This window comes from Marinobacter caseinilyticus, assembly GCF_011074955.1.
GTDB classification, from domain to species: Bacteria; Pseudomonadota; Gammaproteobacteria; order Pseudomonadales; family Oleiphilaceae; genus Marinobacter; species Marinobacter caseinilyticus.
In genome coordinates, this window is the sequence record NZ_WUQJ01000023.1 from 183,525 (window position 1) to 209,015 (window position 25,491).

A 25,491-nucleotide genomic window follows, 5' to 3' on the forward strand; every position below is an offset into this window, starting at 1 on the left:
GGACTTTGCTTAAATACCCAAATTCGCCTGCTTCAACGCGACGCCGCCAATGTGCCAGCCGTCCTCTTGCTCGGTCAGGGTGTAGACACTGTCCCAGAGTCCGCCTTGCGGGCCCTTAAACCGGACCGTCTGGACCACAAAGCCGTCGTGGGGCACCAATTCCCGAAATTCGATCTCGGTAGCGCGGTAAATGGCAGGGTAACGTTGGCGCACCATGCTTATAAAAACGTCGGGGGAGCCGAACTGCGCCTGGATCGCATCGCTGGCGTACGACCAGGCCGCCTCGGCATCGTCAATGGCGAAGGCCTCGATCTGGGAAAGAATGGTGTCTCTCACCGCCTGTTCCCGACCATCCGCCCAAACCGACGATCCGGCGCTGAACAAGCACACAGCAACCAATGTGCGCACCAGCGCCTGACGACACAATGTGTTCAATAGCAACATACGGCTTTCTCCAAGGTCTATACCCATCATACGCCCACCGGACGGGGATAGATTCAGTGCCGTCACAAAAGACCCGAAGCAATGCGCCGGGAATTCCCGACGCTGTTAGCCTTAATTGCCGGTGGAAATACTGTTGAGATAAGCCTTGTCAGAAATGTTGGTCCAGGGCCGGATAGCCTTGATGTAGTTGGCCTGGGAACTGATGATTTCCTGGGCCAGCGGGTTGCTTTCGGCGGCCTCGGCCAACAGTTTCTCAGTCGCTGCCCGCAATGCATCAATGACTTCCGGCGGGAAGGTCTTGGCCTGCACATTGGGATAGTTTTCTTTCATCGTGCTCCAGTTCTGGCCGTTCAGGTGCATGCTCTGTGCGTACATGTCGTACGCGGCGGTTCGCATCGCCACCCGCAGAATTTCTTGCAGATCCTCCGGCAGCGAATCCCAGGTTTTCTGGTTAACCAGAAACTGCACTTCCGCCGCTGGCTCCTGCCAACCTGAATAGTAGTAATTGGCAATCTGGTGGAAACCCATACTCAAGTCCAGAGCCGGCCCTACCCACTCCAGCGCGTCGATGGTGCCGCGCTCCAATGCCGTGAACAATTCCGCAGGCGGAATATTGGTCACCGCCACGCCCACTTCCGACATCACTTCACCGGCAAACCCGGGGGTGCGCATTTTCAGGCCCTGAAGATCCTCCAGCGAGTTGATTTCCTTACGGAACCAACCGCCCATCTGGTTACCGGTATTGCCGCCGGGAAACGAGAGCAAACCGTGGGGTTCATACACTTTCTGCATCAGCTCCATGCCGCCACCGTAGTAAAACCAGGCGTACTGCTCCGGCGCAATCATGCCGAACGGCACGGTGGTAAAGTACATGGCATTGGGGATTTTGCCCTTGTAGTAGTAGGAGGCAGTATGACCCATGTCGTACTGGCCCGCTTTCACCATGTCGAAAATGCCGAACGGCGCCTTGTGCTTGTTGGACGAGTCGATTCGGATATCCAATCGGCCGTTGGACATTATTTTGGCCATGGCGGCCATGCTGCGGGTGGTATCGCCGAGTATCGGGTAATTTGGGCCCCAGGTTTCAGCCAATTTCAAGGTGTAGGTTTTTTCGGCATGGACCAGGGAAGTTGCAACGGTCAAGAGCAGTGCCAGGGCAGCTCCTTTTAGCAGACGAGTCATCATAAGGCGTCCAGTTTCCAGTGGCTGTGTATTGTGTTTGTTATAGGTCATCATAGACCGCGATCGCCGTTTACTTAACTTAGTTATGGGTTGTTATCATCAGCAGCCGTCGGCCAGCGACGACTCTGTATAAACTAAACGATTTGAGCGGTGGATGCATCGTCGCTCTTCGCTACCGGCATCGAGATGAAGAACCGGCTACCTTGGCCCGATTCCGATTCAAATTCTACGTCCCCGTCCATCAACTCCATCAGTTTCTTGGTGATCGCCAGTCCCAACCCGGTCCCCCCCTTGGCGCGGGTGTCGGATGAATCTGCCTGGGCGAAGCGCTGGAAAATCCGGTTATGGAACGATAGTGGAATGCCAGGCCCCTGATCCTGAACCGAGACCTGCAAAAGCTCGCCCAGAGTTTCAACCGTCACCACCACTTCGCTACCGGCCGGTGAAAACTTAAGGGCATTCGACAACAGGTTCGCCATTACCTGCTGGAAGCGTTGCTCATCTACCCGCACGCGACTGTCTGAGACGGCGCCTTCCAGACGGATTGATACCCCGTAATGGTTGGCATAGCCAAGCTGATTTCGAATACTGGATTCCACCAGTGGCAATACCGGTAAAGTCATCATGGAGAGTCGCATCTTGCCGGCAACCAGCTTGTCCATATCGAGCAGGTCATCAATCAGATAAGCCAGGCGATGACTGTTCTTAAGCGCAATATCGACCATGCTCTGCATTTTCTCTGGCATCTCGCCAACTGCCCCGCCGGCCACCAGCTTCAATGAGCCGGAAATCGACGACAACGGTGTTCTGAGCTCATGACTGACCGTTGAGACAAACTCACTTTTCATTTTCTCAATGCGTTTCTGCTCGGAAATATCCTGCACCACCAGCCAGACCAGCTTTCGCCCCGACTCATCTTGCAGAGGCGCCCAGGTCAGTAGCCCGAAGAACAGCGACCCGTCTTCCCGCAGGCAGGTGTGCTCCTGCAGTCCACCAACGGCGTTGTGACTCAGGGGGGTCTGTTCCAAACCACCGGTCAGGTCCGAGACCTTGCGGGTCAGCAACTCAACCCGGTCATAACCGGTCAGAGCCAGCATGGCCTGATTAACGTCGATGAAGCGACCGGTTTCATCGTCGGCCAGGGCGATTCCCAAAGGTGAGAGCTCGAACAGCGCGCGCAACTGACTTTGACCAATGCGCTGGCGCTGGATGGACCAGGTCAGCATCAACACCGGTACGATGATCGCCAACAACGCCAGCGCCAGCAGGAACCGCTCCGTCAACACGTTGTCCGCGACCTGGGGCCAGCCGCCCGCCGGTACCGCGGCCAAGTCCCAGGTTCCGCCGGGAACGCTGACCGACATGATCACCGGATTGTCATCGAACAGCGCCGGCTCGCCATGGAAGACCGGGCCAGGCTCGCCACCCGCCAGGGTCTTGCGCATCCCCGTCTGCAGTTGGTCCGACGCCAGCAGTCCGGCTTCTTGATACAACTGCGCCCTATCAATCACCGCGGAAATCATGCCCCACAGCTTTCGGGGTTCACCGCCCCTGGCCGGGGTAAACACCGGAATCCGGCCAATAAATGCCTGCCCGCCCTGCACCAGGTTCACCGGACCCGCCAGCACCAACTGGCCAGATTCAGCACTGCGCTTTACTTCAGGCCACTGGTCTTTGTTGGCCCGGAAATCGAGGCCGATCGCAGCCTCGTTACCGGCCAATGGGTACGTCATACGGATGACCATGTCCGGCGCAGCACCAATGTTCCTCAATTGCAGGCGGTCTTGCAGAATGACATCGGCCAGTTCATCAAATCGCTCCTGGCTCAAGCCGGGCTCCGTGGCGATCGCCGCTTCCATTCCCCGGACGGTTTGCAGATTCTTGGTGATGGCGCCTTCCAGTTCCGCCCGCAAAACGGCCAGCTCGCTGGCAACATCCGCCCGCGTCTGTTCGAGAAACGACCGGTAATTGAAGCGGTCGATGTAAAACACGGCCAATAACGAAATCACCACCACCGAGACTCTGATGAACCACAACATCGCCACTGGCAGAACCTTGAGTCCCACGTTATCGTGTTTTTTCTTCACGGTTAGTCAATCATGCCAATAAGGCCCAACAGCCAGGGCAAAACGATGGCGTAGGTGAAGGCGGATAGCGCCATCGCCAGCCCTGAAAACGCACCCATTTGGTCGCTGACCTGAAACGCACGGGCGGTGCCGATACCGTGGGCCGTCAGCCCCATGGCGATGCCTTTGACACTGTCGTCCTTGACGCCCATCAGATCAAACAGCTTGGTCCCTATGACCGCGCCGATAATCCCGGTTACCACGACCAGTGCTGCAGTGAGCGAATGCAGGCCACCGATCTGCTCCGATATGCCCATGGCAACCGGCGCGGTTACCGACTTGGGTGCAAGCGAGAGCTGGGTTTCGAGACTGGCGCCCAGCAGTTTGGCAATGGTGATGGAACTGAACGTGCCAACCAAAACACCGGCCATTAATGCAACCGTCACCGGCAGCCATACCTGCTTCAGTTTGGCAAATTGCTGGTACAGCGGCACGGCAAGGGCCACGGTCGCCGGGCCAAGCAGGAAATGGACAAACTGGGCACCGTCGAAATAGACATCGTAGGTCGTGTTGGTGGCCAGCAGAATTCCGATCAACACGGCCACCGACGTCACCACCGGGTTCAGTAACGGGTTGGAATTGGCCCGTATATAGAGTCTGTAGGCAAGACTGTAGACCACCAGGGTCATGGCCAGGCCCAGTAACGGTGACGCTGACAGATAGACCCAGATCTGGACCAGCTTCGGCTCAGTCATCCTGGCGTTTCTCCCCAGTCACCCACCGCCCCGCCAACTGCATCACCCAAGCGGTGACCGCCATGGTGACAATGGTCCCGACAATCAGGGTGGTACTGATTGGCAGCCACTCCTCAGCCAACCGGTGAAAATGCACCATCAGGCCGACCCCGGCGGGGACAAACAACAGTGACAGATGGCTCAGGAGTGACGTTGCTGCTGGCTCCACCGCTGCTTTTACGGGGTCGCTCAGGACCAACGATATAAAAAGCATCACCATGCCCATCACTGGTCCGGGAATCGGCAACTCAAGCAGCCGTACACTTACCTCTCCCACCAACTGATAAATCAATAGCAGGGTGATGCCGTTCAGAAAATTCATACGCCCTTGTCCTGGCCCGTCACCGGGTCATTGCGGGTAGTGGTGCGGCTCAATGGCCGCGCGAATGATGCCGTGTTCCTGTTCTTCGATCTGGCGCAGGGAGTTGCTGACATGAACCACATGGGCCATGGCCGCTTTTTTAGCCCACTTCGCCTGACGACTGATAACGGAGTGATAGATCTGGCGGTGGTGTTTGTCAATCTGGCGTTTGAACGCCTCCCGGTGACTCAGGTTGGCGACCGAGGCCTGTACCGAGTGCAACATCAGGTCTTTCAGGCTGTTCAGCACATGGATCAGTACCGGGTTGTGGGAGGCATTCACAATGGCACGGTGGAAGGCATGATCGAGTTCCGCGTTGGTCAACGGATCGGCCATCTCCATTTCATTGAACGCTTTGGTGATCAGGTACTGGTCTTTTTCTGTCGCCCGCTCAGCCGCCAGATAGGCGGCTTTGCCTTCAAGCTCTTCGCGCACTTCAAACAGATCGTACAAGGTCCGGGAGTGGCCAATGAAAAGCTGCATCAACGGCCCGTCGGTTTCGGGCTCAGGCAGCATATGGGAAACGAAGGAGCCTTTGCCATGACGGGTTTCAATGATGCCCCGACCTTGAAGCTCGCGCAACGCCTCACGAATGACCGCACGGGAAACCCCCAGTCTGGCCGCCAGTTGGCGCTCTGAGGGAATCATCTGCTCAGGAGCCAGGGTGCCGTCCAGAATGAGCTGTTCCAGACGGTGTGCCACCGCCCGGGATATAGGTACCGACTTGTTTTCCATCAGTAGAAACCACTGGTCAGACCAGTTCCGTTATTAACAATCTGAAATGTGAGCTATCTGCCCGCCTTAAGCTGAATATGGCTCATGCCCCAATAACTGTCTAGAAAAACTGGTCCGACCAGTTGCCATTCATCTGGACTTACCACCAATTCTGAACCAATGATTAGGGTTAACGTCACCGTGATAGTAATTCCGGGGACCTCGCTGAGTGCACCGAGGGCTCAAAGTGTGGCGGCGAAGTCCAACAACAACAATGTGATGAGTCTTCTGGAGTCCGATTATGAATAAGAATGAATTTGACACAACAAGCGTGACGCCGCGCCGCGGCATCTTCAAAACACTGCTGACCTCCGCAACCATCGGGGCCGTTCTCCTGGCCAGCAGCGCACAGGCCGCTACCACCTGGAAAATCCAGTCGGTCTGGGATGCGGGCACCGTCGGTTACGACCTGTTCAAAGACTGGTGCGACGGCATCGAAGAAAAGAGCGGTGGCGAACTGAAATTCACCTGTTTCCCCGCCAAAGCGGTCGCTGCCGACAATAACGGTCTGTTCGATGCCGTTCGAAATGGTGTGCTGCAGGGCATGAACCCCTTCACACTCTATTGGTCAGGCAAAATTCCGGCCTCTGTTTTCCTGTCGTCCTATCCGGCCGGTCCGGACCAGCCACACCAGTGGGACACCATGTTCTACTCTCTGGGCATGCTGGAAAAAACCCGTGAAATCTACGAGAAGTTCGGCCTGTTCTACGTCGGACCGATTCAGCACGACGCCAACATCATTCACTCCAAAGAGCCGATTAACAGCCTGGACGACCTCAAGGGTCTGAAAATGCGCCTGCCTGGCGGTATGGTTGCGGAAGTCTTTGCTGAATTCGGTGTGTCAGCGGTCAGCCTGCCAGGCTCGGACATTTTCCCTGCACTGGAAAAAGGCACCATCGACTCCGCTGACTACGTAGGGCCTGCGGTCAACTGGGAACTTGGCTTTGCCCAGGTCACCGACACCATCCTGATGGGGCCTCCAGGCGTCATGTCGGTCTACCAGCCGGTTGACCTGATGGACCTGACCGTCAACCTGCGGGCGTGGAAAGCGCTGGATCCCAAGTTGCAGCAACTGGTGGAAGACGAAGTCCGGATCTACTCCCAGAAGCACTACCTGGCTATTCAGAAGCGCAACATTGAAGCCATGAAAAAGTTCAAGGAAGCTGGCACCACGGTGACTCGCCTGAGCCAGGCTGACCTGCAGGAATTCCGCCGCGCGGCTATTCCAGTCTGGTACCGCTGGGCGAACAAGAACGAAGACGCCCGTGCGATCTTCGACATGCAGCTCGAATACATGATGAACGACACCGTCGGTTATATCACCGAGGAAGACATCAAGGGCATGAAGTAACGTCCCAAGTGTTTGACCAGGGGAGAGCTTTGCTCTCCCCTTTTTCCATCGATAATTCTGGTCAATACCAGAGGTAGTACATCATGTCTGAATTGGAAGGTTTTGGTTTTGTAATGCCCCACTGGCTTTACTGGGGCTGGCTGGCAATCATGCCACTGATCATGATTGCGCTCGACCGCTGGCGCAGTTCAGATACGCAGGACGAGACGGAGGCCGCTGTCCCACCCATAGGCGAAGGGCAGGACGAGCCACCCACCGTCGAATACCAGAGCTCGGACGCCAACCTGTTTACCCGGGCGGTAGACTGGATGAGCGACAAAACGGGTCTGTTTATCTCGTTCTGGACCGTCAACGCCGTCTGTTTCTACTTCTTCGAAGTAATCATGCGTTACATATTCAACACCCCGACCATCTGGGTGCATGAGGCCAGCTATCTGCTGCTGGGCATGCAATACCTGTTGGCCGGTGGCTTTGCACTGTTACACGGCGCCCACGTCCGGGTGGATGTGGTTTACAACTTCCTGCCCCTGCGCGGACGCATTGGCATGGACATCTTTACTTCCATGTTTTTCTTCATGTTTGCACTGGTACTGGTGCTGACGTCCTGGACCTATTTCGAGAACGCATATTCCATGGGTGAAACCACTGTTGAGACCTGGGGCATCCAGTACTGGCCGGTCAAAGGCATCATGCTGCTGGGCTCGTTTATGCTACTGCTGGCCGGTATTTCCAAGCTGCTGAAAGACATTTCAGTGTTTATCCGTCTGGGCCGGGAGGCATCTGAATGAGCACTCAAGCTGCCAACGCTACCACGGCCAAAGACCGTCTGATCGGTCAACTCGGCACCTGGCTGATGATCCTGGCGACCGTCGGGCTCGGTTTTATCATCTGTGTCGAAGTCATCAACATACTGTTTTACGATCCTTACAGCGACGACTACTTCCTGTTCCGGCTTGCCGGCACCCTGTCGGGAGTCAGCATCGGACCGTTAACGTACCTGATGTTCGGGTCGCTGATGGTGGCCCTGATGATGGGCCTGCCGCTGGCTTTCGTTACCGGTGGCCTCGGGGTCATGTTTGTCTATCTGGTGGGCGACACCGCGATGCTCAATATCGTGCCGAGCCGTATTTTTCCGATGATGACCAACTCCGACCTGGCGGCGATTCCGCTGTTCATTTTCATGGCTTCGATGCTTGAACGCGCTGGCCTGATCGAGGAAATGTTCAGTGTGGTCTACAAATGGATGGGCGGCCTCAGCGGCGGTCTGGCCGTAGCCACCATCCTGGCATCCACCATTCTGGCCGCGATGGTCGGGGTGATCGGGGCCGCCGTAGTCACGATGGGCATCATTGCCCTGCCCGCGATGCTGAAACGCGGTTACGATCACCAGATCGCCCTCGGCTCCATTATGGCCGGCGGCACCCTGGGCATCCTGATTCCGCCCTCGATCCTCGCCATCCTGTATGCCGTGGTCGCCCAGCAGTCTGTGGGCGAGCTCTACCTCGGGTCGGTGATGCCGGGCCTGATGCTGTCGATGACGTACGTCGCCTACGTCCTGATCCGCAGTTGGCTCAACCCCAAGTTGGGGCCACCGGTGCCGGTTGAAGAGCGCGTATCCACCCTTGAGAAACTGCGTTTGCTGCGCAGCCTGATCGCGCCGCTGATCCTGGTCTTCCTCGTACTTGGCCTGTTGTTCGGCGGGGTCGCAACGCCGGTAGAGGCAGCGGGTATTGGCTCCTTTGGTGCCATGCTGGTGGCCTGGAAACATGGCGCACTGTCAATTTCGGCGCTCAGGGATGCTTCGATTACCACCACCAAGGCTTCCGCCATGGTGCTGTGGATCATGTTCGGGGCCTCGGTGTTTGTCGGTTTCTACATCCTCCAGGGTGGCCAGGCATTCATCACTGAAACCATCCTTGGCATTGGTCTGTCGCCCTACGCGGTGCTGGCTCTGCTGATGTTGCTGCTGGTGGTACTGGGCATGTTCCTCGACTGGGTGGGCATTCTGCTGCTGGCCGTGCCTATTTTCATTCCCATCGTCGAAGCACTGACCTTTGATGGCCTGTTCGGCCTGCCCGGTATTGACGGTTCCGATGTGGTGCTCTGGTTCGGGGTGCTGTACCTGGTGAACATGCAGATGTCGTTCCTGAGTCCGCCCTTTGGCTATGCACTGTTCTACATCCGCGGTGTGTGTCCACCGGAAATCTCCATGGCGACGATCTTCCGTTCCGCCCTGGTGTTCCTGGGACTGCAAGCACTGGGGCTGTTCCTGTGCATCGTGTTCCCATCCATCGTTACCTGGCTGCCAGGCCTGGTCTACGGCTAACCGTCGGGATCATGCTCCCGCCCGGCGGCGGCCTCTTTTGAGGGCGCTGTCGGGCGGGTTCCACCGAGTTAGCAAGCGTCAGCGAGAACCAGATGAACAGTCGAATCACCATCAACGGATTGAAGATTGCGGCACCGCTCCATGATCTGGTGGCCCATGAGATTGCGCCTGGGACCGGCATTGACCCGGACCAGTTCTGGCAATCCTTTGAGGCCATTGTCACGGAACTGGCACCGCGCAACCGGGAACTGCTCGCTTTCCGTGACCGACTGCAAACCCAGGTTGACCAATGGCACGATGCCCACAAAGGTCGCACCATTCACCTGGACCAATACACCACGTTTCTAGCCGACATCGGATATCTGGTGCCGGAAGGCAAACCGTTCCAGATCGACACCACTCATGTCGACGACGAAATCGCTCACATTGCCGGTCCACAACTGGTGGTACCGGTCAATAACGCCCGATTTGCGGTCAACGCCGCCAATGCCCGCTGGGGCAGCCTCTACGATGCGTTGTACGGCACCGATATGATCGCCGAAAACACAGGCTGCGAAAAAACCGACGAGTTCAATCCGTTTCGGGGCGAGCGCGTGATCCGCTGGGCCGCCGATTTCCTGGATCAATCGACCCCTCTGGCCCATGGCTCGCACGTCGATGTCGTGGAATACCGGCTTGAAAATATCCACGACCGGTGGGTGCTCGAAGCCACCACCTCTGATGGCGATACCACGGCCCTGGCGCAGCCGGCGCAATTGGTGGGTCACAGCCGGGATGAACGTGGCCTCGTCATCCTGCTGAAAAATCATGGCCTGCACATTGAACTGATTATCGACCGGGAGCATCCCATCGGTGCGCTCGCCGCATCCGGCGTGAGGGACGTGGTGCTTGAATCCGCGGTCAGCACGATCATGGATTGCGAGGACTCCGTCGCCGCCGTCGACGCCGATGACAAAGTCTTGGTCTATCGCAACTGGCTGGCGCTGATGAAAGGCACGCTGGAAGACACCTTCCTCAAGCACGGCCATCCCATCACCCGGCAGCTCAACGACGACCGGCATTACCAGACTCCTACCGGGGCCACACTCACGCTGCCCGGGCGCAGTCTGCTGCTGTTGCGCAACGTCGGGCACCTGATGACCACCGACGCGGTGCTGGATGCCAACAACCAGGCGGTACCCGAAGGTCTACTGGACGCCATGGTGACCACTTTCTGTACACTGCACGACCTGAAGGGCCTGAGCCCCCGCCGCAACAGCCGGCAAGGCAGCGTTTACATCGTCAAACCCAAAATGCATGGGCCGGATGAAGTGGCCTTTACCAACCTGCTGTTTGAGCGGGTCGAAGACGCCCTGGGACTGGCGCGCAATACCATCAAAGTGGGTGTGATGGACGAAGAACGGCGCACCTCCGCCAACCTGACCGAATGCATTCGCGCCGTACGCGAACGACTGGCGTTCATTAACACCGGTTTTCTGGACCGGACCGGTGACGAGATTCACACCTGCATGGCCGCCGGCCCGGTGCTGCCGAAAGACGACATCAAGACCCAGCCCTGGATACAGGCCTACGAAAATCGCAATGTGGACATTGGCCTGGCCTGCGGCCTCGCCGGCGTCGCACAGATCGGTAAAGGCATGTGGCCGATGCCGGACGAGATGCGGCGCATGATGGAAACCAAACGAGCTCACCCCGAAGCGGGTGCCAACTGCGCCTGGGTGCCCTCACCAACCGCCGCGACACTGCACGCGGTTCACTATCATCAGGTGGACGTGCAGGCCCGGCAACAGGCTCTTATGTCCCGCAAGCGAGACAGTCTGGATCAACTCCTGACCCCGCCATTGCTGGGCCAGACACGGCTTGCCCCGGACCGTATTCAGGCCGAGCTCGACAACTGCGCACAAGGCATACTGGGCTATGTGGTGCGCTGGGTGAACCAAGGTATTGGCTGCTCCAAAGTACCCGATATCAATGACATCGGGTTGATGGAAGACCGAGCCACCCTGAGAATTTCCAGTCAGTTGCTGGCCAACTGGCTTTATCACGGCATCTGCACCGACGATCAGGTGATCGATACGCTGAAATTCATGGCGGTGGTGGTGGACAGCCAAAATGCGGGCGATCCCCACTACCGCAAGATGGGCCGTGAGTTTGATAAAAGTGTGGTCTTTCAGGCTGCATACGATTTGATTTTCACTGGCTGTGAACAGCCCAGTGGCTATACCGAACCGGTGTTGCATGAGCGTCGGCGGCAGGCCAAGGGTCTACAGACCCTGGCCCCGCCGAACCGTATCGGCAACAGCCAGTCGCCTTTTCAACAAGCCCCGTAACAGGAATAATATTTATGATGACACTAAAGAGACTCGACCAGGAAGACGCCCGTATTCTGATTGAAGGCGCCGCGGCCAAATCCCGTGAAATCGGTATCCCCATGTGTATTGCGATCACCGATGAGTCCGGCAATCTGATCGCTTTCGAGCGCATGGACGGTGGCAAGATCACCAGCATCACCATCGCCCAGGATAAAGCCTATACGGCGGCCGCCGCCCGTAAGGCAACGCACGAATACAACGCCGCTTGTGTCCCCGGCAACCTGGTGTTCGGTATCCACACGTCCATGGGCGGTCGGCTTTGTGTGGTTGGTGGTGGCCTGCCAATCACCGTTGACGGCGAAGTGGTTGGCGGTATTGGCCTCAGCTCTGGCACCCCGCAACAGGACATGACCTGCGCCCAGGCGGGTATCGATTACTTCAACATTGATCGCGGTTAAAACAGCACAGCAACCGCCCGGAGTATGGTGATGAATTCCGCAAGCAAACCCGATAAGGCCGAACTGGCCAGCATGTTCCGGAGCTTTATTGATCCGGCCTTTGTGATCACCGACGAGGAGACACTCAAGCCCTACGAGTGTGACGGCCTGTCGATGTATTGTGTGATGCCCCTGATGGTGGTGTTGCCGGAGACAGTGGACCAGGTTCAGGAAGTCATGCGCGTTTGTCACCGCTATCAGATACCGGTGGTTGCCCGTGGTGCCGGCACCGGCCTGAGCGCCGGCGCTTTGCCGGATGCCGGCGGCGTGGTGTTGTCGCTGGCCAAATTCAACCGCATTCTCGACATTGATCCAATGGCCCGCTCGGCGCGGCTGCAATCCGGGGTGCGTAATCTGGCGATCAGCGAAGCCGCGTCGGAATACGGTCTCTATTACGGACCCGACCCGTCGTCGCAAATTGCCTGCACCATCGGTGGCAATGTCGGCGAGAATTCCGGCGGTGTGCACTGCCTGAAATACGGCCTGACCACCCACAACATCCTCAGCGTAGAAATGATCACGGTTGAAGGTGAGCGCGTTGTCATTGGCAGCGATGGCCTGGACAGCTGCGGCATGGACTTGCTGGCCCTGATCACTGGGTCCGAAGGGTTACTGGGCATCATCACCGAAATTCAGGTCAAACTGCTGCCGACACCGGAAATCGCCCGCGTTGTGATGGCCGGTTTTGACAGCGTCGACAACGGCGGCGATGCGGTCGGCGGCATCATTGCCCAGGGCATCATTCCTGCCGGTCTGGAGATGATGGACAGCCACGCCATAAAAGCCGTGGAAGACTTTACCCACGCCGGTTACCCGGTCGAGGCCGAAGCCTTGTTGCTGTGCGAAGTGGACGGCACCAAAGAAGAAGTGCAGGAACACATCGAGAAAGTGGAAGCCCTGTTCCGGGACTTCGGCGCCACCTCCATTCGGACCTCCAAAGACGAAGCCGAACGAGCGCTGTTGTGGAAAGGCCGCAAGAATGCCTTCCCCGCTATGGGCCGGATATCCCCGGACTACTATTGCATGGACGGCACCATCCCCCGGGCTCATCTGGCCGATGTCCTGAACGCCATGCAGGACATGTCCAAGCAATACGGCCTGCGTGTGGCCAATGTTTTCCATGCCGGCGACGGCAACCTGCACCCGCTGATCCTGTTTGATGCCAACAAACCCGGCGAGTTTGAACGAGCCGAAGCCTTTGGCAGCAGTATCTTGCAACTGTGCGTGGAAGTGGGCGGATGCATCACCGGTGAACACGGTGTTGGCATTGAGAAAATACGTCAGATGCCGATGCAGTTTACCGACCAGGAAATCGAACAGCTGAATGCCGTGAAAGAGGCTTTTGACCCGCGCGGCACGCTTAACCCCGGTAAGGGCGTACCCACCCTGCGCAACTGCCAGGAATACCGGGCCATTAACTTAAAACCACAGGCGGCGGAAGCTCACCATGCCTGATATCACTGAACAGCTGCAGGACCAGATTAAAACCGCGCGCACCGAGGCCCGTAAACTCAGCATCGTCGGGGGCGGCAGCAAGGCCTTTATGGGGCGTGCCATCGACGCCGACCGTCTCGACGTCAGCGGCCACAGTGGCATCGTCACCTACCAGCCGGTGGAGTTGGTGCTGACGGTACGCGCCGGTACGCCACTGCTTGAGATTGAAGCGGCACTGGCGAAGAACAATCAGATGCTGTCCTTCGAGCCGCCGCATTTCAGCGACGCCTCCACCATTGGCGGCACCCTGGCCTGCAACCAGTCTGGCCCCGGACGACCCTGGTGGAGCTCAGTGCGTGATCAGGTGCTGGGCGTCGGGTTGATCAACGGCACCGGCGAAAAGCTGCGTTTCGGTGGCCAGGTGATGAAAAACGTTGCCGGTTACGATGTGTCCCGAACCCAGGCCGGCGCCATGGGCTCCCTGGGCGTGCTGACGGAAATCAGTCTCAAGGTGCTGCCACGACCGGCCACCACCGTCACCCTGTCGCGCGAGATGCGGCAGAACGAAGCCATTCTGTTCATGAACGCCCGTGCCGCCGAACCGAAACCGCTGTCAGCCGCGTGCTGGCTGGACGGTAAGCTTTATCTGCGGCTGTCCGGCGCGCAGTCGGCTGTCGAGGCCACCGCCAAACAATGGGATATTCCCCTGATGACGGGCGGCGACGAATTCTGGCAGCAACTGCGTGATCAGCAATTACCGTTTTTCGCGGGTGACCAACCCCTGTGGCGCTTCTCGGTTAACTCCACCGCGCCCAATCCGCCGCTGGACGGCCCCTGGTTGATCGACTGGGCCGGTTCACAGCGCTGGTATCGCGGTGATGCCGAACTGGCGTCGATGGAAGCTCATGCTGAGAAAGCCGGCGGACAGGTCAGCCTGTTCCGGGGCGGGGATCGCACCGGTGAAGTGATGCACCGGCAGTTGCCCGCGTTGCAGGCGATCCAGAAGCGACTGAAACACTCTTTTGATCCGGATGGCCTGTTTAATCCCGGCCGTCTTTATAGCTGGATGTAACCGTTGTCACCGTTAGAACGGTTGTGAAAACGACGGTGATAACGACGGTGATAACGACCACGACAGTGACTGTTATAACGACAGCCGGATATAAACCACCAGGTGCTCCATGAAGACGAACCTTGTTGCTGAATTTAAAAACTCCCCGGACGGCATCGAAGCCGAGGAGATTCTGCGGGCCTGTGTCCATTGCGGTTTTTGCACCGCAACCTGCCCGACCTATCAGGAGCTCAACGATGAGCGCGACGGCCCCCGTGGCCGAATCTACCTGATCAAGGAAATGCTGGAAGGCGCCGAGGTGACCGACAAAACCCGGGATCACCTCGACCGCTGCCTGACCTGCCGCGCCTGCGAAACCACCTGCCCCTCCGGTGTCCAGTACGGACGTCTGGTGGACATTGGCCGTGGCGTGATTGACGACAAGCTGGAACGCCCACGCAAGCAGCGGTTGATGCGGCTGGCGTTGCGTAAAGTGCTGCCCTACAGCAATCGGTTCGGACCGCTGCTGGCGCTTGGGCAACTGTTCAAACCGGTGCTGCCGCCGGCCCTGAAAGCCAAGGTGCCGCCCCGGCGCAAAGCATCACCCTGGCCAACCGCCAGTCACCCGCGGGCAATGATGGCGTTAGCCGGCTGCGCGCAATCCTCCGCCGCGCCTACCACCAACGCCTCAACAGCGCGGGTGCTGGACAAACTGGGCATTACCCTGGTGGAAGCACCGGAAGCCGGGTGTTGCGGAGCGGTCAGTTACCACCTGTCGGCTCATGAGGAAGGCCTGAACTTCATGCGTCGCAACATCGACGCCTGGTGGCCGGCCATCGAAGCCGGTGCCGAAGCCATCGTCATGACCGCCTCCGGCTGTGGTGCCATGGTGCAGGATTATGGCCACCTGCTTCGCAACGACCCGGTGTATGCCAACAAGGCGAAACGCGTCAGTGAACTGATGAAAGACATCGGTGAGGTCCTGCTGGCGGAAGACCTGAGCAAACTCGAGCTGCAGAAGTCCACCGACAAAATAGCGTTCCACTGCCCCTGCACCTTGCAACATGCGATGCAGAAGAGTGGCCTGGTGGAACAGGTGTTGACCAAAGCCGGCTTTGATCTGGCCAAAACCAAAGACAAACACCTGTGCTGCGGCTCGGCTGGCACCTACTCCATCATGCAACCGGAAATGAGTCAGAAGCTGCTGAAAAACAAACTCGAAGCACTGACCCTGGACCAACCCGACCGCATCGTCACCGCCAACATCGGCTGCCAGTTACACCTGGAAACCAAGGCCCAGGTGCCAGTGCAACACTGGGTGGAATTGCTCGACCGATAACGTACGCATGTAACATCCCCTGCGCCGCACGGCCAGGGGATAGCCGGTCCCGCTGGGTGAATTACCAGCCCACGGTCAGGTCTTGTGATGGGTTAGTCTGGTGCCGGGTGGCTTCGTGCATTCATTTGATGCTGCCACGCGCCCACAACGACGGGACCTTTCCAATCCATTGCGCATGCATTTCCGGTGGCGGGTCAGCGGATAAATTTAGACATCGCATGGCCCTTGGTGTCGTCGCCACCGGCCAGCGCTGCCTTAACGCCTGCTTTGTTACGGCCCGGCTGGTTCTGGCTCGCCTTCAGTTTTCCCGTCAGCGTCTCGATGCGGATCTCAACCCCCACGATGCCCTGCATCAAGCGCTCGGTATAATCCTGGGGCGCGTCGTCCACTGACCAGGGTTGCGCTCTTCCTGTCTCGTGGCGATCGGTCAGTTGGTGCAGGTGGCTTCTCAGCCAGTCTACGTCCTGCACGACGCGCGGGCGTCCCTGTGCGTGGACGGCCAGATAGTTCCAGGTCGGGACAACCCGGCCAGACTCGGCTTTGGTCGGGTACCACGCCGGTGACACATAGGCATCGGGCCCCTGAAACACCACCAGCACCCGGGCACCGCGTTCCAGCCGCTGCCAAACCGGATTGCTCCGCGCGAGATGGCACTGCAACAGACCCAGAGACCCGGACGCATCGGTATTGATATGAAAAGGCAGGTGATTCGCCTCAATGCCCTGCTCGTCGGCGACTATCAGCAACCCGAAACCATAATCACGAATGTACTGCTGGAGCGTTTGGGAATCCTGTTCCGCGAAGTGACTGGGGACGTACATCTGGCAATCTCCTTATGCGATCTGACTGCCAATTCTGCCTGAAGCGGCTGATCTACACTATTGAATTATCGAACAATAAAGACTATTTGATATATTTATATTCGCAACAAACAATAAAATGACCCAATAACTATAGAAACTGTATTAAATAAAATAGTCTTAAATACAAAAACATATTGGCTTTAAGAGAGCAGTATAAGTGCTTATATTTTATCGCCCCAATCTTTAACCTGCCGTTGTTATCAAAAATGCCTAAAAAACAGTAACAATGACTATTTTAATGACATCGATTTAATCTAAAACTACAAATTTCATAAAAACATTTCACCTATTTGTCTTTTTTAAGCGCATAGTACCTGTCTCTCCTACCGTCTAAGGCCCGGTTCTAGACGGAATTATTGTCAAACTCTACACCCTAATCATAATTTAGACGGCGATCTATCTTGTGACACCACCGTATGCCCAATGCAATAAAAAAGAACCTTCCGGTCAGAGCAAACCTCTTGCCGCCATTAATCGCAGCACGTATTAATCTGCGGTTAAAACATTTAATGGATATAATAATGAATACGATAAAAAACTATGCAAGTCGAAGCTTATGGATCAGTGCGATCATGTTCACTGCTTTATTGGCAGGATGTGGTAGTGATAGCAACAACAACAGCAGCGACAACGGCTCCGTGGCAGCCGCGCTGACGGTTACGTCTACCGCCCCGGCCGATGCTGCCGACCCGGTGCCACTCAACAGCAAAGTAATCGCTTACTTTAGTGAATCGATGGACGCGACAGCCATTGACGGCTTCAGTTTTACTGTGGCTGGTGACACCGGACCCGCACTCACAGGTGCTGTGTCTACCGACGCCAACAGCAGTAGCGTAACGTTTACACCCTCTGCGCCCGGTTTCACCGCCGATACGCCTTACACCGCCACCATTACCGCAGCGGCAAAAAGCCTATCCGGTAAGTCACTGGCAAACGACTATGTCTGGCAGTTCAGAAGCGGAATCGCGGCTGACACTGACGCTCCCACGGTAGTCTCCACAGACCCGACTAATGCAGCGACAGGCTTTGCACTCAACCGAAACATCCATGCGGTGTTTAGCGAAACACTGGATCCTGCCAGCGTTAATTCAGACAGCTTCACTCTGACCATGGGTGGAACACCCGTACAAGGTACCGTCAGTTACTCGAACAAGCTGGTGACCTTTAACCCTGTAAACAATCTTGCTGCCAGCACCACCTATACCGCGACATTGACAATGGCGGTAACGGATCTCGCAACCAATGCGCTTACAGCTGATTACATCTGGACATTTGAGACCGGAGACGCCATCGCGACTGGCCCGGAACCCGTCAATCTCAGAACCGCCGGCGATTTTGTCATACTGACTAAAACCGGTATTACCAATGTGTTTCAATCCGCTATCACTGGGAACATCGGTGCCAGCCCAATCACTGCGACGGCCATGAACAATGTTTCTTGCGATGAAATGACTGGAACTAGCATCATCTACGGCGCTGATGATGCGTATGTCGCCAGTGCTGGTGGCAGAGCGTGCTTTGCCGGCACAGCACCAGACAACACGCTGGTTGCCAACGCGGTACTCGACATGGGAACGGCCTACAATGACGCAGCAGGTAGAACCACCCCTGACTTTACCGAACTGCATGCAGGTGATGTCAGCGGCAAGACACTGGCCCCAGGTCTTTATAAATGGGGTACAAACGTGTTGATCAATACGGATGTGACGCTTGCAGGCAGCGCCAACGATGTCTGGATCTTCCAGATAGCCGGCGATGTACTTCAGGCAAGTAATACCCAAGTGCTTTTATCCGGCGGGGCGGTGGCGGAGAATGTCTTCTGGCAGGTTGGCGGCGGCACCGGTGTGGTACTCGATACAGGTGCAAGTTTCAAAGGCATTGTGATCGCCGAGAAAGGCGTTACCGTTAAAACAGGCGCAACGGTTAACGGCAGGCTGCTATCACAGACTGCTGTAACCCTGGAAATGAACACCGTTACAGCGCCATAAAAATGGATGCCCGATAAAAGGATAAAACCAGGACAGCACTGTTAAAACGGCACACCCATTCAGTCGTGTTAACAGTCTGAACAACCAGAGCCATAGAGTCAGGGTTTGCCCGTTGCCTTCAACGTGTTGAGAGCACAAAACGCAAGACTTGGCGCCTGTGTTTCCGGAATCCAAAGTTTCCTTTTGCAGGGCACACATTCGCAGACAACTCGATCGACAGAAGGCAGCTCCGGCTGCCTTTTTTATGGTTCATCGCGCAAGACAAAGAGACACGGCGATGTCCAGCGGGAGCGCCGGCCTCTGCGGGCGGAGGGGTTGTTGTCGCCGACGCTTAAGCTTCGGAGGGCCCGTCAGGGCCCTGAGGATCATTATGGCAGGACGAGGGGCTGTTCCGAAGCTGAAGCGTCGGCTATAGGTATAGGTACAGGTATAGGCATAGGTACAAGCAGCGGTCTTTGGTACAGACTGTAAGTCTATGCATTCACGACCGTCCGCAATGAGCTTTGTGTTGCCTTGCATTCGACGCCAGGGTTCCATGCGGCGCATCGCACGCGGCCGCCGGCCACCGCCCGGGCTTGCTCGATTTCCTCAAACATGGCCAGCACGTGTTCAGGTCATTTTAGTGCTGGCGGCTGACACGACGCTGCCTAACGGATTACGGAATTACCGGCGTCGCCAGAAAAATCGACACAGACCAGGAAGGCTCTCAAGGCTTGCAGAATCGTCAATAGACTTATTCGGAGGTTCCTAAAACACCCCTTTGCAGCGCGCTGCAAAGGGGTGATAAACCGACAGTGTCAGTAGTGAATGACGGTCCGGATGCTTTTGCCTTCGTGCATCAGATCAAACGCCTTGTTGATGTCGTCCAACGGCATGTTGTGGGTAATGAACACGTCCAGCGGGATGTCGCCTTTTTGAGCTTTTTCCACGTAGCCCGGCAGTTCGGTGCGACCTTTCACACCGCCAAATGCAGAGCCTTTCCAGACTCGGCCAGTGACCAGCTGGAAAGGGCGGGTGCTGATTTCTTCACCGGCACCGGCAACACCGATGATGATGGATTCGCCCCACCCTTTGTGGCAACACTCCAGGGCTGCGCGCATCAATTGCACATTACCGACACATTCAAAGGAATAATCCACCCCGCCATCGGTCATCTCGATGATGACGTCCTGGATGGGCTTGTCGTAGTCTTTCGGGTTGACCACATCGGTGGCGCCGAGTTGCCTGGCAATGTCGAATTTGCCCGGGTTGACATCTATAGCGATGATTCGACCCGCTTTCGCCATAGTCGCGCCGATGATGGCGGCCAGACCAATACCACCCAATCCGAAGATGGCCACGGTTGCGCCTTCTTCCACCTTGGCGGTATTCAACACGGCACCGATACCGGTGGTCACACCACAGCCCAACAAGCACACTTTATCCAGGGGCGCGTCTTTGGGAATTTTGGCCAGGGAGACTTCTGGTAACACGGTGAACTCGGAGAACGTGGAGCAGCCCATGTAGTGGTAAACCGGTTTGCCTTTGTAGGAAAACCGCGAGGTGCCGTCCGGCATCACGCCTTTGCCCTGGGTGGCGCGCACCGACCCGCACAGGTTGGTCTTGCCGGATGTGCAGAATTTGCACTCGCCGCACTCTGCGGTGTAGAGCGGAATGACATGGTCACCGACTTCCAGGGAGGTGACGCCCTCACCGACCGCTTCGACGACGCCACCGCCTTCGTGGCCGAGTATGGCCGGGAAAATACCTTCGGAGTCGGCGCCGGACAGGGTATAGGCGTCGGTATGACAGACACCGGTTGCGACGATTCGGACCAGAACTTCGCCAGCCTGTGGCGGTGCCACATCCACTTCAACGATTTCCAGCGGTTGGTTGGGGGCAAAGGCCACCGCAGCTCGAGACTTGATCACAGACAGACTCCTCATTGTGCGTTTTGATTCGTTTGAACGTCAGTTTGACACACTGTAGACGACCGGTCTAATATGCCCGCCATGACATCGAATGACACGCGCAATCACATTATTCAGGTTGGTGCCGATCTGATTGCCCAGAAGGGCTTTGGTGCCACCGGGCTGAACGCCGTGTTGACCGCATGTGGCGTGCCGAAGGGTTCGTTTTATCATTATTTTAGCAGCAAGAATGAGTTCGGCCTTGCCGTGATTGACACCTTCGCAGAAGAATACGATGCCAAGCTTGACCAGATTCTTACAGACAGGTCTCGCTCCTGCATTGATCGGCTGCACGCCTATTTTGATACCGGCCTGGCCTCCATGACCCGCTGTGAATACAGTCAGGGGTGCCTGATGGGCAATCTCGGTCAGGAACTGGCGGGGCAGGATGAAATGTTCCGAACCCGCCTGGATACGGTCTTTTCCGGGTGGGAGAAAAAGTTTGCCGAATGCCTGGCCGAAGCTCAGGCCAACGGTGACATCAATCAGGACCTGGACCCCGCTGACGCCGCCAGCTTTCTGCTGTCAGGATGGGAAGGTGCCATTCTGAGGTCCAAAGTGCTCAAATCCACGGAGCCCATGGAACGATTCATCCGGGTATTTTTTTCACACTGCCTGCGCGCCGGCTGACTTTTTTTCACTTCGCAGCTAGTAGACTGGTCTAATTAAATCCGATACCGATATTTCAGCCCATACAATCCAGCCTCTGGAACAGGAGATAACACCATGAGCAACGACAACCCAAACGACGTACTGTTCGAGACGTTCACCCTTGGCAAGCTGTCCTTGCCAAACCGCGTGCTGATGTCGCCGCTAACCCGCTCGCGCTCCAGCCAGCCGGGGGATATTCCCAATGCCATGAACGCCCAGTACTATGCGCAGCGCGCCAGTGCGGGCCTGATCATCAGTGAAGCCACCCAGGTATCGCCCCAGGGCAAGGGCTATGCCTTTACCCCGGGCATCCACTCCGCTGAGCAGATCGCCGGCTGGAAGCAGGTGACCGACGCGGTCCACCAAGCAGGCGGGCGTATTCACATGCAGCTCTGGCACGTCGGCCGGATTTCCCACCCCGACCTGCAGCCCGATGGCCGTCAGCCGGTTGCCCCCTCTGCGATTGCACCGGAAGGCGCCAAAACTTTTGTCAGTGCGGATTCTGGCATGGTGGACATTCCCGAACCCCGCGCCCTGGAAACCGATGAGGTTCCCGGCATTGTCGAGCAATTTCGCATTGGCGCTGAAAACGCCAAGACTGCAGGCTTTGACGGTGTTGAAATTCACGCCGCCAATGGTTATCTGCTGGATCAATTTCTCAAGAGCGACAGCAACCAGCGTACCGATGAGTACGGCGGTTCCGTCGAGAACCGCATTCGCCTGACTCTGATGGTGACCGAGGCAGTGACCAAAGTGTGGGGCAAGGAAAATGTCGGAATCCGTGTTAGCCCAACCGGCAGCTTCAATGCCGTCCACGACCAAAACCCGGTTGAGACGTTTGGCACCCTGGCCAGGCACCTGAACGATATCGGCATTGCCTACATTGAAGTGGTGGAAGACTCGTTTCAGGGCAACCATGCCGACGGCCGGCCACAGTCGGTCATTGATGCCATTCAGGCCGTGTTCAAAGGCGGCTACATTGCCAATGGCGCCTACACAGCGGACGAAGCCAGAACACGGATCGGCAAGGGTCAATGTGACCTGGTCACCTTTGGCCGACCGTTCATCGCCAATCCGGACCTGCCGGAACGCTTCCGCTTGGGGGCTGAGCTAAACAAGTGGGACGACAGCACCTTTTATGGCGGCGATGCCAAGGGCTACATCGACTACCCGGCGCTCGCCGACTAACCGGGCGTCATTACCCCGGAAGCACGGCTTCCGGATTCCAACTAGTCTGTTGGATAACATGGTTCCGTTTTGCGTGCCCCGTTGAGCGTCATCGGGGCACGCTTTTTATCAACTCAAGATCGGCGGCTCAGCCTGTGAGGCCATCATGCGCAGCGTTCATCAGGTCACCTTCCTCCGCACACCGGGCATCCTGTGAGTGACATCAGCCTGATTCAGATTCTATTGGCCAACGTGGCTGTTTTTGCCGGTGCCTGCCTGCAGGGCGTGGCAGGCTATGGCATCGGCACCCTGTCAGCACCGCTGATGTTTTTGGTAAGCCCCCTGTTTCTGCCCGGCTCACTGATCCTGAACGCCGTCTTGCTTACGGTGATGATGCTGTTCCGGAATCGCGCCAGCCTGAGCTTTCGTGAAGTTCGTTTCGCCATTGGCGGCGATGCGGTGGGCACCGTGTTGGCGGGCCTGACTCTGATGGTGCTGTCGACCAAGGGTTTCGAGCTGATCTTCGGTGGCCTGATCCTGTTCGCCGTCCTGCTCAGCGTTGCCGGTTTGCGCCCGCAGTTATCGCCACGCACCAGCCTGGTGGCCGGGGCAGCATCCGGGTACATGGGCACCATCACCGCTGTCGGCGGACCACCCATTGCGTTGATCTACCAGAACGAGCAGGGGCCACTGGTTCGGGCCAACATGTCGGCGTTCTTTCTGTTTGCCAGTTGTGCCAGCGTGCTGGCGCTGCTGCTATCCGGCCACATCGGCGCACTGGAAATGAAACTGTTTGTGGTGACATTTCCGGGTGTGCTGACCGGGTTCCTGTTGTCCGGCAAGCTGGTGCACCGGGTGCCGTTTGGCGCATTACGACCACTGATTCTGGGGATTGCCGCCGTGGCGGGGACGGCAGCATTGGTGCGCGGACTGGTTACCTGATGCTGTGCTGGCGGTCGTGACACTGCCGATACCACTGATTCCACCGATACGACTACCGCCGAACATTGTGTTTGTGAGTATCCCGGCCAGGTGTTTGCTCCAGGCATGAACAATCGACCGACGACGATACAAGTCGCTATGCCAGCGGCCCTTACAGACCCCATTTCGCGGCCACCCAACCTAAGACCTTAGTCTTAGAAAACGTCATATTTTGTGGTAGGAACTGGCACTATCAATGACTTAGCCTGATTCGTTATTTTGACACCTTGTCACGCGCCCGCCGCTGAACTAATTTATCGCTTCGAATGTTAACAATCAGACAGGTTCGGTATGGATACCAGGCTAGAAACCGTCACACGACTGGCACAACCTCACCGCAGGGCAATTCTTGTCGCGTTGCTGTGGTTAACCGTTGCCGCCGGCCTTCTGTTTGCCGTGCTTAACCTAATTTATGGCTCCGCCATACTTGCCATGGCTGAGCTGCTCATGGTGGTCTATGCGGGGGCATTGTTACTGGTCGTCCAGGTAACTCAATACATCGAGCGCTGGATTGTGGCGTTCGTGCTACCCTTCTTCTGCGTGATGATGTTTGCGCTCACCGTTCCCCGTGCCAGCGCCTCAATCTTTGCCTGGGTACTGGTGATTCCTGTGCTGTCGCATTTACTGCTGGGGCGTCGACAAGGGCTGATCATCGCCCTGCTGTTCCTGACCATCGCTGCGGTTATCTTTTTTATCAAACACGGCGATAACCCCGAGCTGATGCAAGCGCTGCCCATCGCCAACATCGTCCTTATCTCACTGTGTATTCTATCGTTCTCTCACGTTTACGAAATGAGCCGAGAAAAATCCGAGCTGACCTTGTTACGGATGGCACAAACCGACTTCCTGACCGGGCTCGCCAACCGGGCTCGCTTCAAGGACAGCTTTGAGCGTGAGAAACAACGGGCACTGAGGGAGAACCAGCCGATGTCACTGTTGGTGATTGACCTGGACTACTTCAAGTCGGTCAATGATCGCTTTGGTCACGAGACTGGCGACAAAGCACTGGTGTACGTTGCAGACTTACTGACCAGGCGCCTGCGGGCCACGGACCAGGTCTGCCGACTCGGTGGGGAAGAATTTGGTGTGATTCTGGTCGATACCAACGCGGAATTGGCCGCCCAGGTTGCCGAACATATGCGCCATTCCCTTGAAACGGAGCCATTCATTCTCGGCGGTCAAACCATTGCTTTAACCATGAGTATCGGCCTGGCTGAGTTTCGTCATGACGGCGACTCATTGCGCTCATTGCTGGGCGCCGCCGACCAGCGTCTTTATCAGGGCAAAGCACAAGGCAGGAACCAGGTCATCGGTCGGGTTTCCGAAGCGGATGACTCATCGCTCAACACCTCCGCAATCGTGGGCTGACTCAGCCTATTTGAGATAGACCGCGCCCAGCACGGCCAGCGTGTCACCCGCAATACTCTGCAAAATCAGGCGATCGCCCCTGATCTGTGCCTGGGTGGTCGCCTGAAGGGCGATCAACATCGACGTTTCAACCGAGTTATCCTGGCAGGCCATGCGAGTGGCTGCCATCGCCGTGAAAGCCAACTGACCGTTGCTGGCCCCATACCGGCCTTTCAGGCTGTTGCAACCGGTGTGGCCACGGACCTGGCCGTCGTCCAGAAAAATCAAATGCGGTTCGCGCTGATTGTCCACTACCCTGACGTCAACACCCTCCACACTAAGCAACTTCCAATAGGTATTCGTCAGACTGGCATCAGGGCGACGTGTCGTCTGCGTGTCGGTGGTACTGCAGCCCCCCAGAATCGTCAGACAGGCCAACAAGCTCACTGCCCTTAATATCCATATTGTCTGCATCATGCGCTTTGCTCCCCATTCCTGAAAACCGCCTCTTCGCATTCTGCCACAACACGCCTCACCCGACGATGGAAGGTCCTGATACGGGCACCAATCCTTCTAGCGTCAGGCGACGTACATTCGCACTGGCCCACCCGCAA

22 protein-coding genes are annotated in these 25,491 nt (G+C 57.0%); 13 read left to right on the plus strand and 9 right to left on the minus strand.

The features are described 5' to 3' along the window. Positions 1 to 9 precede the first annotated feature (9 nt). The 6 genes from GRX64_RS12480 to GRX64_RS12505 all read right to left on the minus strand — a co-directional run bounded on the left by GRX64_RS12480 (position 10) and on the right by GRX64_RS12505 (position 5,582). Positions 10 to 444, minus strand: a complete 435-nt coding sequence (locus GRX64_RS12480; protein WP_166267675.1) for a DUF4864 domain-containing protein — start codon at positions 442 to 444, stop codon at positions 10 to 12. A gap of 111 nt (positions 445 to 555) precedes the next feature. Further along, positions 556 to 1,626, minus strand: coding sequence for a TRAP transporter substrate-binding protein (locus GRX64_RS12485; protein WP_166267863.1), 1,071 nt, complete (start codon positions 1,624 to 1,626; stop codon positions 556 to 558). Between the two features lie 134 nt (positions 1,627 to 1,760). Beyond that, positions 1,761 to 3,713, minus strand: coding sequence for an ATP-binding protein (locus GRX64_RS12490; protein ID WP_166267677.1), 1,953 nt, complete (start codon positions 3,711 to 3,713; stop codon positions 1,761 to 1,763). A gap of 2 nt (positions 3,714 to 3,715) precedes the next feature. Then, positions 3,716 to 4,447, minus strand: coding sequence for an LrgB family protein (locus GRX64_RS12495; protein WP_166267679.1), 732 nt, complete (start codon positions 4,445 to 4,447; stop codon positions 3,716 to 3,718). Next, positions 4,440 to 4,808, minus strand: coding sequence for a CidA/LrgA family protein (locus tag GRX64_RS12500; RefSeq protein ID WP_166267681.1), 369 nt, complete (start codon positions 4,806 to 4,808; stop codon positions 4,440 to 4,442). The genes GRX64_RS12495 and GRX64_RS12500 overlap by 8 nt, the downstream gene beginning before the upstream one ends. Before the next feature lie 27 nt (positions 4,809 to 4,835). Beyond that, the gene (locus GRX64_RS12505) at positions 4,836 to 5,582 is read right to left on the minus strand and encodes an FCD domain-containing protein (protein ID WP_166267683.1); all 747 of its coding nucleotides are present in this window, start codon (positions 5,580 to 5,582) and stop codon (positions 4,836 to 4,838) included. 280 nt (positions 5,583 to 5,862) lie between these two features. On the opposite strand from GRX64_RS12505, the gene dctP reads away from it, so the two are divergent. The 8 genes from dctP (at position 5,863) to glcF (ending at position 15,931) form a co-directional block, all read left to right on the plus strand. Continuing rightward, the gene (dctP, locus tag GRX64_RS12510; RefSeq protein WP_166267685.1) at positions 5,863 to 6,972 is read left to right on the plus strand and encodes a TRAP transporter substrate-binding protein DctP; all 1,110 of its coding nucleotides are present in this window, start codon (positions 5,863 to 5,865) and stop codon (positions 6,970 to 6,972) included. An 83-nt stretch (positions 6,973 to 7,055) separates the two neighbouring features. Next, positions 7,056 to 7,760, plus strand: a complete 705-nt coding sequence (locus GRX64_RS12515; RefSeq protein WP_166267687.1) for a TRAP transporter small permease subunit — start codon at positions 7,056 to 7,058, stop codon at positions 7,758 to 7,760. Next, positions 7,757 to 9,298, plus strand: a complete 1,542-nt coding sequence (locus GRX64_RS12520; RefSeq protein ID WP_166267689.1) for a TRAP transporter large permease — start codon at positions 7,757 to 7,759, stop codon at positions 9,296 to 9,298. The genes GRX64_RS12515 and GRX64_RS12520 overlap by 4 nt, the downstream gene beginning before the upstream one ends. Before the next feature lie 92 nt (positions 9,299 to 9,390). Beyond that, positions 9,391 to 11,628 (plus strand): malate synthase G, encoded by a 2,238-nt coding sequence (locus tag GRX64_RS12525; RefSeq protein ID WP_166267691.1) that lies wholly within the window; start codon positions 9,391 to 9,393, stop codon positions 11,626 to 11,628. 14 nt (positions 11,629 to 11,642) lie between these two features. After that, positions 11,643 to 12,068, plus strand: a complete 426-nt coding sequence (locus GRX64_RS12530) for a GlcG/HbpS family heme-binding protein (protein ID WP_166267693.1) — start codon at positions 11,643 to 11,645, stop codon at positions 12,066 to 12,068. 30 nt (positions 12,069 to 12,098) lie between these two features. Beyond that, positions 12,099 to 13,562, plus strand: a complete 1,464-nt coding sequence (locus tag GRX64_RS12535) for an FAD-linked oxidase C-terminal domain-containing protein (protein WP_166267695.1) — start codon at positions 12,099 to 12,101, stop codon at positions 13,560 to 13,562. Continuing rightward, positions 13,555 to 14,613, plus strand: coding sequence for a glycolate oxidase subunit GlcE (gene glcE, locus GRX64_RS12540; protein ID WP_166267697.1), 1,059 nt, complete (start codon positions 13,555 to 13,557; stop codon positions 14,611 to 14,613). Before GRX64_RS12535 ends, glcE begins: the two co-directional genes overlap by 8 nt. 109 nt (positions 14,614 to 14,722) lie before the next feature. Then, positions 14,723 to 15,931: a glycolate oxidase subunit GlcF gene (gene glcF / locus GRX64_RS12545; RefSeq protein WP_166267699.1), complete on the plus strand. Its 1,209-nt coding sequence runs from the start codon at positions 14,723 to 14,725 to the stop codon at positions 15,929 to 15,931. A gap of 194 nt (positions 15,932 to 16,125) precedes the next feature. On the opposite strand, the gene GRX64_RS12550 is transcribed toward glcF, so the two are convergent. Then, complete coding sequence (locus tag GRX64_RS12550; protein WP_166267701.1) at positions 16,126 to 16,752, minus strand: FMN-binding negative transcriptional regulator; 627 nt, start codon at positions 16,750 to 16,752, stop codon at positions 16,126 to 16,128. A gap of 458 nt (positions 16,753 to 17,210) precedes the next feature. Between GRX64_RS12550 and GRX64_RS12555 the strand changes: the two genes are divergently transcribed. Beyond that, positions 17,211 to 18,782 (plus strand): ice-binding family protein, encoded by a 1,572-nt coding sequence (locus tag GRX64_RS12555; RefSeq protein WP_235937662.1) that lies wholly within the window; start codon positions 17,211 to 17,213, stop codon positions 18,780 to 18,782. 797 nt (positions 18,783 to 19,579) lie between these two features. Here GRX64_RS12555 and GRX64_RS12560 read toward each other — a convergent pair. Continuing rightward, entirely contained in the window at positions 19,580 to 20,692 is a 1,113-nt protein-coding gene (locus GRX64_RS12560) for an S-(hydroxymethyl)glutathione dehydrogenase/class III alcohol dehydrogenase (protein ID WP_166267703.1), read from the minus strand. 72 nt (positions 20,693 to 20,764) lie between these two features. On the opposite strand from GRX64_RS12560, the gene GRX64_RS12565 reads away from it, so the two are divergent. From GRX64_RS12565 to GRX64_RS12580, 4 genes are all read left to right on the plus strand, one after another. Then, positions 20,765 to 21,361 (plus strand): TetR/AcrR family transcriptional regulator, encoded by a 597-nt coding sequence (locus GRX64_RS12565; protein WP_345790079.1) that lies wholly within the window; start codon positions 20,765 to 20,767, stop codon positions 21,359 to 21,361. Positions 21,362 to 21,457: 96 nt separating this feature from the next. After that, positions 21,458 to 22,570, plus strand: coding sequence for an alkene reductase (locus GRX64_RS12570; RefSeq protein WP_166267705.1), 1,113 nt, complete (start codon positions 21,458 to 21,460; stop codon positions 22,568 to 22,570). Positions 22,571 to 22,762: 192 nt separating this feature from the next. After that, a complete protein-coding gene (locus GRX64_RS12575; protein ID WP_166267707.1) occupies positions 22,763 to 23,491 on the plus strand; it encodes a sulfite exporter TauE/SafE family protein in 729 nt (242 codons plus the stop codon). A gap of 330 nt (positions 23,492 to 23,821) precedes the next feature. Next, entirely contained in the window at positions 23,822 to 24,898 is a 1,077-nt protein-coding gene (locus GRX64_RS12580) for a GGDEF domain-containing protein (RefSeq protein ID WP_166267709.1), read from the plus strand. 6 nt (positions 24,899 to 24,904) lie between these two features. Here the strand turns inward: GRX64_RS12580 and GRX64_RS12585 are convergent, their stop codons facing one another. Further along, positions 24,905 to 25,354, minus strand: a complete 450-nt coding sequence (locus GRX64_RS12585) for an META domain-containing protein (protein ID WP_166267711.1) — start codon at positions 25,352 to 25,354, stop codon at positions 24,905 to 24,907. Positions 25,355 to 25,491: the final 137 nt, after the last annotated feature.